We start from the raw sequence: 8717 nt of genomic DNA on the forward strand, positions 1-8717 counted from the left end.
CCAGCGGCGGCTACGTCTTCCACCGCCACGGCCGCCCCCTCCACCCCAAGAACGTCCTCGACCACTTCCACCGGCTCTGCGACAAAGCCGGCGTCCCCCGCATCGCCCTCCACGACCTGCGCCACCTCACCGCCAGCTTCGCCCCGGCCGCAAGCGTCCCCCTGCCCGTCATCTCCAAAACCCTGCGCCACGCCACCCTCGCCACCACCATCAACCTCTACGGCCACCTCTTCAAGGACTCCGCCGACGAAGCGGTCCTCGCCCTCGCCGACGCACTCGACCGAGCCCAACCCGACCGACTCCGCGTGCTCCCGAACGATGACGACGGAACGCCGCTGGCGGCATAGCCAACGGCATCATCGCCACCGCGGATTGGGTGGTCGACCGACCCTGCACGTACGGGTACTTCAACAACCTCTCCCAAATTCCTCGTTGGTGCACAGACTCGGGGCCAGCGAGGTGCTCCGGCTCGTGGACGGTCGTGGATCATGCGGACAGAGCCGGAGCAGCGCGTGCCGAGGGCATTCGAACGCGCTCGGGGCCGGTATCAGGCGGAGAACGCCCGCAGGGCGAGTACGGATCCGTCCGGGTGGATGGATACCGGGCCGCCCCATTCCTCGTCGTCCCAGGAGTCGGTCGGCCAGGTGGAGCGATGGGCGTGCGCTTCGCTGCGGTAACGGTTGAGGCAGCGCTTCGCGAGGTGCTTGAAGAGGTCTTCGGCAACCCCGGAGAACGCTTCGACCCGGGTGCGGTTGAGGCGGTACACGTGGTCGGTGCCGACGAAGGGGATGCCGAGCAGCGTCCGTTCAGCGTCCTGGACGCTGCCGATCGCGGCGTGCGAGATGCCCCTGTAGCGTTTGCGTCCCTGTCGGTCGGTCAGGTAGGGGGCGGTCGCTTCCGCGTCGCCGGCGAAGGCGGTCAGGCCGGCCGCGCCGGTGCGGGCGAGGACGTGCTGGAACCAGGCGTTGTGGGCGGGGGTGAGGTGGAAGCCGGGGACGGTGTCCGGGCTCTCACCGCTGTCCGCGGGCAGCAGGATGCCGGGGAAGAGGTTGTCCTGGTCGAGTTCGCTATCCAGGTTCCGAGCGTCTTCGGCCGGGTGGGCGAGTTCGCCGCCGTTACCGTGCGCGTGCAGTGCGTGGATTCTCATCGGTCCGTCGACGGGGAGTTCCGTGCTGAAGATCAGGGCGGGCGTGTCGGTCCATCCGCCGATGTGGACGGCATCTGCGTGGACCGCGGCGGAGGCCAGCTGGCCGTGTGAGGCGGACAGGCCGCTGTGGTTGCCCTTGCAGGCGATCGGGAAGACCCGCGAGGGCCGCCCGGGCTTCCACACCTCGGCGAAGTACTGGGGTCGGTACGAGTAGCCGACGGACGTCCCGGCGTCCGTACTGGTCACCGCGAATCCGGCTCGCAGTGCAGTGTCCGCGGGAATGATCGACACGCTGTGGTCCGGATAACGCTTGGCCAGCACCTGTTTGGCCACGGCCAGGGCGAAGCCGACTCCGAGCTCGTCGGACTGGAGTGCCTTGTAGTAGTTGGCGGTGTCGCGGCCCTCGGCCGACAGTGCCATGAAGGTGCCCACCATGCCCTCCAGCGCCTGGCTGTACTTGAGGCAGCCCCAATGCTCCGCCAGGCCCCGCCCGGCGCCGCGCCGGGCGAGCGCGGTCGCACGTCCGAGGGTGTGCAGCACGTCCCACGGCGTCAGCTGGATCCCATCACCGTGTTCTGCGGCCGGGAGGGGGCCGAGTCCCTGTTTGCGACGAAGGGGTTCGAGTTCTTTCTCCTTCCGTTTCTGGTCGTCCTTGGCCGCACACGCTTCCACGTCCCTGAGCAGCTTCGCGCTGGAGTGGACCGCGACGTTCGACGGCTGTGCCAGCTGCCGAAGGACCTCGGTCACGTTCTTCGAGATGTCTTCCTCCACGTGTATGCCCCCAACTCTCCAGTTCCGCAGAGCAGATGCCGCACCATAGGCCGCGCCGGCGGGGCGCATGCCAGGGCGCACACGGACATGGCTGGAATCCGAGCCTCCGGCCACGGGCGCTGCTCGGGGAAGACTTGCGCAGGGACCGGGCAGGGACGGGGCGTGTCGTTCCTGCGGGCGCTGTGGTCGGCGAACGCAGGTGGGTCAGTCCTGGTTGAGGCGGCTGCGCCAGTCGGCGAACTCGGCCCTGATCGCGGCAGCGGCAGGCGGTTCGGTCCCGTACGCGGCGAACTGCTTGTCGCTGTAGCGTTCGACGCGGCGCAGTGCGTCGGCGAACATGGCGTGGTCGAAGCCGGCGTCGTTCTGGGCGGCGAGTTCGAGGAGCCGTCCGCGGGAGTATCCGGCGTGCAGGAGGCCGTGGACGTCGATGGCGTCGCGGACTTCGGCGCGACTGAAGAGCGCGCCGGTCTTGCCGGCGGCGACGTCGTCGCGGTGCAGAACCGGGCCGAGGTCGGATGCCACCGGCGGGTGGTGCAGGAACTCCGCCACCAGCTCGACCTTGTTCTGCGCGCCGGTTACCGGGTCGGTGACGTTCATGCGTGTGTAGGTCGGCACCTGCTGCACGACCTCCACCGCGTAGCCGGCCGCCTCGTAGGCGGCGACGGCCGCTGCGACGGCGGCCGGCATCTCATCCGTCGCGCGGTCGATGGGGGCGAACAGGTCGACGTCGTCGCTGAGCCGGTCCACGATGCGATGCGCCTGCACCGCGTAGCCGCCGGCGAGGGCATAGCCGAAATTCTCGGCGAGGGCGTCCAGCCCGATCCTGATCAAGCGCCGGTGCTGCTCGTCCACTACGCCGCTGCCGCGCGCGGACCGAGCTCGGGAAACCGTGCCTGCCACAGGGCGCGTAGTTCCCTGGGCAGGAACAGCTCCGCCCAGGTCCGCAGCAGGGTGTTCCGATCCAGGTGATCATGGAGGTCGGCGGGCGACTGGGCCTCGCGGATCACCCTCTCGTACATCAGGACGAGGTCGGCCGGATCGCCGAGATCGTAGGTGTACGGCGGGCCCCAGTCCAGGTGCCGCGGCAGCGTGACAGCGCCGGCCGTAGGACCGGCCAGCTGCTTCAGTGACGCCGGCAGAGCGTACGGCTTGGCGACGGCATACCTACTCATGGTCACTAGTCTGCCGCACCGAGACCTGGTGTTCCAGGACTCTCGCCCTCCTCCGAGCGTTCACGCGGCCAGCTCGACGTCGTCGCGCCAGGCAAGGCTGGGGGTGGTGAGGCGGCGGAGCATGCCAGCGGTGGAGGCCCAGTAGACGCGGGAGGCGGCATTGTCGGGCCGGTGGTCGTAGTCACGGGCGAGGCGCCGGTGGAGCATGAGGGTGCCGTTGACCTGCTCAACCACCCACCGCTTCGGTTGCGGAATGAACCCCTTGCCCTCGTCGTCGGGGTTGCGCCGGACCACCTCGACGGTGATGTCCTTCAACGCCCCGTGGATGATCACGGCGTCCTTGAAGCCCTGGTCGACCAAGGCCTTCTCCAGGCGCATCCCGCACCGTTCGGCCGCCTGGTCCAGCAGGGCGATGCCGGCCTCGTTGTCGTGCGCACTGGCGGCCAGGACCACCACACCGATGATCAGGCCCAGCACGTCGACGACCAGTCCCCGCTTCCTGCCGGGCGCCTTCTTGTTCGCGTCCAGTCTCGTGGTCTCCTTCGGCACTCCCGCCGCCACGCGTACGGACTGGGTGTCGATGATCACCAGGGACGGGTCCTCTAATCGCCGGGCCCGCTCACGCACCTGACAGCGCAGGATCTCCTGAATCCGCTGGTCAAGACCGTCCTGGCGCCACAGGGTGAAGTAGTAGAACGCCGCCGACCAGGTCGGTAAGTCGTGTGGCAGGAGCCGGCACTGGCAGCATGTCCGGTTCTGGTACAGCAGCGCGTTCACGACCTCGCGCAGGTCGCGGGAGCCCGGGGCCCCGGTCGCCGAGCGAGACACCCGCTCCAGCTTCCAGGCGGTGACCAGTGGCTCGATCAAGGCCCACTGCCCGTCGGACAAGTCTGTTGAGTACGGCATCCGTTCCATACCCCGACCCCATCATGCACACGACACGCGAGTCAGTCCGAATGCCTCCGTACCCACGAACGGGCGACACCAGATCATCCAGAAACGGACTTGACGTCCTCTGAGTCGGTGTGGGCTCGTCGTCCGGCTCGAGGAAGGGCAGGAGGCTCTCCGCCGCCCAGTCGGGAAGGGCAAGCGCAATGGTGCGGGGCAGATGTGCCTCGCACAGGAGGAGCCGCTCCTCGAAGACGGCCTGCGTCAGCCAGGTGAAGGTGTCGTTGTCCAGCAGGTCGGGGTGGCCGGCAGCGGCGTCGGCGAAGCGCTGCGCGTCAGTCGTGCCTGCCGGCCTCACCGTCCCGCTGCCCGAGCACCTCTTCGACGATCTCGGCGCGAGCCTGGGCATCCCCGGCATCACCGCGCACCGCAGCGTGATCGTCGACGGCCCCGTCGGTGGCAAGGTCGTCCTGGTCAACGGGGCCCTGGGCGGGGTCGGCTCGCTGGCAGCCCAGCTCGCCGCCTGGGGTGGGGCCACCGTCATCGGCACCGTCCGCCGCACAGCCGACCTGGACCGGGTCGATCCGGTGGTCATCTCCCACGCCGTCGCCCTCGACGCCGCCGACCCGGCCGTCGAGTTCCTCGCCCACGCCCCCGCCGGTGTGGACCGGATCATCAAGGTGTCCCTGTCCGACAACGCCGACCTCGACAACGCCGTCGCCGCCAACGGCGCGGTCATCGCCGCCTACGCCACTCGCGCCGACCGCACCGAAATCCCCTTCTGGACCCTGCTGTTCACCAACGTCACCCTGCGCCTGGTCGGCAGCGACGACTTCCCCGCCGACGCCAAACGCCAGGCCGCCCGTGATCTGACCTCCGCGGCCGCCGTCGGCGCGCCTACCGTCGAGATCGGCGACCGCTACCCGCTCGCCGACATCGCCAAGGCCCACGACCGCGTCGACGCCGGCGGCCGCGGCGGCGTTCTGATCGACATCCCCCGATAAGGCCCTGGAAAGCCGCCGTAGCAGCGGCCGCTGCCGTCTGTCGGCCCCTGACGCGTCTCAGTCCTCCGCGCCGTCATCATCGTCATCGAGGTCGACCGTGTCCGGGTCACGCAGGGGCCGCAGCCCGTCGACCGGCTGGGAGGGGTTGAAGTTGTAGCGGTCGAGCACATTCAGATTCTTGTGCTTGAGCGGGGACAGCCGGGCCACGTCCCCGTCCCGGATCTCGTGGCCCTCCGCGCGCAGGCCCTGGTCAAGGAATTGGAAGGGCGCTACCAAGGGGCCAAAGTCAGGGCGACCGTCACCGTGCAGGGGGGGCGGACCCTGGCCCTTCAGAGGCCGGCACCCAGCTCCATCCCCTCCTCCGCGCCCGGGAGGACCCAGGCCACGGCCGAGGCGGTGTGGGTCACGAAGGGGGTGAGGGCGTCGCGTTCGGCGAGGCGGGTCTGGACGCGGATGTAGAGGGCCGGGTCGCGGACGAAGGCGCAGAAGAGGAGGCCCCGGTCGGTGGGGCCGTCGTCGTAGGACCAGCCGCGCCGCAGCATGCGGGCGCCGCCGTCGAGCCGGGGGCTGCTCAGGCGGACGTGGGAGTCGGCGGGGAGGACGTAGGAGCCGTCGGGGTGTTTGGCGTAGACGTCGGGGTCGTCGTGCTCCGCGTGGCCGGTGAGCGGGGCGCCGGTGTCCGCCCGCCGTCCGATGACCAGTTCCTGACGCTCACTCGGGAGCGCGGCGAAGGCCCCGGTGTCCATTCGGATCCGGCGGTAGACCAGGACCGTCCCGTCGGCGTGCGGTCCGGGCGGCCCCCAGAGGGTGGGGTCGTCCGGGGCGGGGTTGGCGGTCCCGTCCTTGAAGCCGAAGAGGTTGCGCGGCGTCCGCCCTTCGGGGACGGGCGGCAGGAACCCGGCCTGGCTCCAGCGGACCGCCGCGCCGCTGCGCCCCGCCGCGGTGACCAGGTGCTCGGTCAGGACGCCGGTGGTCCAGGGCTGTTCGGCGGCGAGCTGGACCAGCAGGTCACCCCCGCTGCGGGCCGGTTCGAGGCGGTCACCGGCGAAGGCCGGCAACTCGGCGAGGGTCTCGGGGACGTTCAGCCGCAGCCGGCCGGCCAGCCCGGGCCCGACCGCCACCAGGGAGGTGACCGGCGGCGTGCCGTCGAGGCGGGCGTCACCGAGGGAGCCGTCCGCCGCCCCGGCCAGCACCGCACCGATCGAGGCCAGCAGACCGCGCAGCGCGTCCCGGCCCGCCCCGCCCGGCAGGTCTAGGGAGAGCAACCTGGTTACCGGCAGTTGAGGGTGTTTCAGCCCGGACTGTCGGGCGCCGTGGAACGGCACGGCGGCGGGCGGGGGCGGCGCGGCCGGGGAGTGGTGGGGCGCTCGGGTGAAGGTGGTGGCGCCCGCGGCTCCCGCTCCGGTGGCGAGGGCCGCGGTGAGCAGGGTCCGACGGTCGAACCGGGGGCGGCCGGGGGCGGCCCCGCCCTGCGGGTTCGCGTGTTCGGTGTGCATGCCGTCCATTCCAGACGGTAGAACACGATCCATGCAATTCCTCCGTGGTTTCATGAAGTTGATGTGCCGTCAGGCTGGGGCCTGCCTGGCGGCGCTGGGCGTGTTGGCGGCGGCGTCCGGATGCTCCTCGGGCGGCGAGGGCGGGGCGTCCGACGACCGCCACCCGCCGGGCGCGGTGATCAGGGTGCCGGCCGACCTCCCGACGGTGCAGCGGGCGGTGGACGTCGCGGTGCCCGGCGACCTGGTGCTGGTCTCGCCCGGCACGTACCGGGAGAGCGTACGGATCACCAGGCCCCGGGTGGTGCTGCGCGGCACGGACCGCAACGGGGTGGTCCTCGACGGCGGCCTGAAGCTCGTCAACGGGATCACCGCGACCGGCGCGGGCACCGTGGTGGAGAACCTGACGGTACGCGGCTACCTCGCCAACGGGGTGCTCTTCACCGGCGTCACCGACGAGAAGCTCCAGCGCCACGGCGCGGGCGGCTCGGCCTACGACCCGCTGGACACCACGCGCTTCCCCCCGGTGGAGGGCTTCCGGGCGACCAGGGTCACCTCGTACGGGAACGCGCTCTACGGCATCTACGCCTTCGACGCCCGCGGCGGCATCATCGAGGACTCGTACGCCTCGGGGATGGCCGACTCGGGGATCTACGTCGGCCAGTGCCGGCCGTGCGACACCCTGGTGCGGGGCAACACGGTGGAGCGCAACGCGGTCGGCATCGAGATCACCAACGCCTCGGAGAACCTGACCGTGGTCGGCAACCGGGCGGTGGGCAACCGGGTCGGAGTGACCGTCAACTCCAACGACCTGGAGTCCCTCGCGCCCCAGCACGGCGCGGTGATCGCGGGCAACGTGGTCGCGGACAACAACTCTGCGGACTCCCCGCAGCAGGCCGACGGCGGATTCGGCATCGGAATCGGGATCGGCGGCGGCGTCGACAACCGGGTGGAGCGCAACCTGGTCACCGGCAACCGGTCGGCGGGCGTGGTGGTCACCGACCCGCCCGGGCACCCGGCGAGCGGCAACCGAGTCACCGGCAACCAGGTCACCGGCAACGGGGTGGACCTGGTCGGAGCGGCGGCCGCGCCGAGCAACTGCTTCACCGGCAACGGCCCGGGCGTCCAGAGCCCGCCGGGGCTGGAGCAGTTGGCGCCCTGCGGGGTGAACGGCTCCGCCCCGGTGCCCAGGGGCCGCGCGGCGGCCGTACAGGCCCCGCCCGGCACCCCGTTCAACGCCGTACCCGCACCGCCGGCCCAGCCCTCGCTGCCCGACCCGGACGCCCCCGCCGTCCCGGCCGTCGCCCTCCCGGGACCGGTCGACCCGGCCTCCTACCCGCTGCCGACGGGCCTCTGACGCCCCCTCGGCCGGCTCTCTCGTCCGGGCGGGTCGTTCGCGCTGGGACGGCACGTCAGCTGACCGTCGCCCACGGGGCCTGGGGGAGCTCGGCGTCCGACTGCGGCCCCTCCAGGTCGAGGGTGGTGGGCGCGGGGAGCCCGGCGATCCGCATGGTGACGCGCCGCAGGCCGCCGTCGGCGTCGATCCAGTAGGTGAGCGGGGAGGTGGCGGTGTCGCGGTCGGCGGCCCCGCGCGGGCGGGGGCCGGAGATCCGGTCGTAGCTGCGGCCTTCGATCCGGTCGCGGCCCAGCCAGCGGGGGCCGGACTGGGCGAGCAGCAGCGGGTTGTCGGGCCGGTCCGCGCCGAGTTGGGCCAGCAGGTCGAGGCCGGCGTCGAGCGGGTCGGTGCCGAAGGGCCGCGAGGCCCAGCCGCTGCGCGGCACGTGGTCGGCCTGCTCCCAGGCGGGGCCGGCCACACCGGCGGGCGGCTTCGCCAGACCCAGCCCGCCGGCGTCCCACACCACCAGGCCCTCGTCGATGGTGCCGGCCGGCCCGCGGACCCGGTAGCTGCCCGCCGCGTGCCGGGTGCGGTAGTCGATGACGCCGTGCACCTCCGTTACCAGGCCGCCGCCCTCCTCCGCGGTCAGCGAGACCCGGACGGGGCCGTTGCCGTAGAGGGTGAACCGCGACAGCGCCAGCCGTGAGGCCTCCTCGGTGCTGAGCGGGCGACTCTCCTCCTGGTGGTCCGTCAGCCGCCAGGCCGTCACCCCGCCGGCGGCGAGCACGGCCGCCGCGAGGGCGGTGGCCACGGCGGTGCGGCGGCGGGGGCGTCGCTTCTTCTCGGTAGCCATTGCGGGGTCGTCCTCCGTGGGCGGGGCAGGGTTCGGGCAGGGGCCCCGGGACG

At 71.8% G+C, this 8717-nt stretch carries 8 protein-coding genes and 2 pseudogenes; 3 read left to right on the forward strand and 7 right to left on the reverse strand.

The window, feature by feature from the left end; translation table 11 throughout:
* Positions 1 to 347, forward strand: a 347-nt coding sequence (locus ACXJMZ_RS35115; RefSeq protein WP_457034071.1) for a tyrosine-type recombinase/integrase, incomplete at its 5' end; no start/stop codon positions are given.
* A 200-nt stretch (positions 348 to 547) separates the two neighbouring features.
* Here ACXJMZ_RS35115 and ACXJMZ_RS35120 read toward each other — a convergent pair.
* From ACXJMZ_RS35120 to ACXJMZ_RS35135, 4 genes are all read right to left on the reverse strand, one after another.
* Positions 548 to 1918 carry a hypothetical protein gene (locus ACXJMZ_RS35120; protein WP_457034072.1) on the reverse strand — a complete coding sequence of 457 codons (1371 nt, stop codon included), beginning with the start codon at positions 1916 to 1918 and terminating at the stop codon, positions 548 to 550.
* A gap of 204 nt (positions 1919 to 2122) precedes the next feature.
* Complete coding sequence (locus ACXJMZ_RS35125) at positions 2123 to 2770, reverse strand: nucleotidyl transferase AbiEii/AbiGii toxin family protein (protein WP_457034073.1); 648 nt, start codon at positions 2768 to 2770, stop codon at positions 2123 to 2125.
* On the reverse strand, positions 2770 to 3090 hold the full coding sequence (locus ACXJMZ_RS35130; RefSeq protein WP_457034074.1) for a hypothetical protein: 321 nt from the start codon (positions 3088 to 3090) through the stop codon (positions 2770 to 2772). The genes ACXJMZ_RS35125 and ACXJMZ_RS35130 overlap by 1 nt, the downstream gene beginning before the upstream one ends.
* Positions 3091 to 3150: 60 nt before the next feature.
* Positions 3151 to 4005, reverse strand: coding sequence for an IS5 family transposase (locus ACXJMZ_RS35135; protein WP_457034075.1), 855 nt, complete (start codon positions 4003 to 4005; stop codon positions 3151 to 3153).
* Between the two features lie 308 nt (positions 4006 to 4313).
* Between ACXJMZ_RS35135 and ACXJMZ_RS35140 the strand changes: the two are divergent.
* Positions 4314 to 4982 (forward strand): annotated as a pseudogene (locus tag ACXJMZ_RS35140) (NADPH:quinone reductase); the annotation flags it as partial.
* A gap of 57 nt (positions 4983 to 5039) precedes the next feature.
* On the opposite strand, the pseudogene ACXJMZ_RS35145 reads toward ACXJMZ_RS35140, so the two are convergent.
* A pseudogene (locus ACXJMZ_RS35145) lies at positions 5040 to 5225 on the reverse strand (hypothetical protein); the annotation flags it as partial.
* Between the two features lie 86 nt (positions 5226 to 5311).
* Complete coding sequence (locus tag ACXJMZ_RS35150; RefSeq protein WP_457034076.1) at positions 5312 to 6478, reverse strand: Dyp-type peroxidase; 1167 nt, start codon at positions 6476 to 6478, stop codon at positions 5312 to 5314.
* Between the two features lie 31 nt (positions 6479 to 6509).
* Here ACXJMZ_RS35150 and ACXJMZ_RS35155 point away from each other — a divergent pair, with 31 nt between their 5' ends.
* Positions 6510 to 7832: a right-handed parallel beta-helix repeat-containing protein gene (locus tag ACXJMZ_RS35155; RefSeq protein WP_457034077.1), complete on the forward strand. Its 1323-nt coding sequence runs from the start codon at positions 6510 to 6512 to the stop codon at positions 7830 to 7832.
* Positions 7833 to 7887: 55 nt separating this feature from the next.
* Here ACXJMZ_RS35155 and ACXJMZ_RS35160 read toward each other — a convergent pair whose 3' ends face one another.
* A complete protein-coding gene (locus tag ACXJMZ_RS35160) occupies positions 7888 to 8664 on the reverse strand; it encodes a hypothetical protein (protein WP_457034078.1) in 777 nt (258 codons plus the stop codon).
* Between the last annotated feature and the right edge of the window lie 53 nt (positions 8665 to 8717).

It is taken from the genome of Kitasatospora sp. P5_F3, assembly GCF_054049135.1.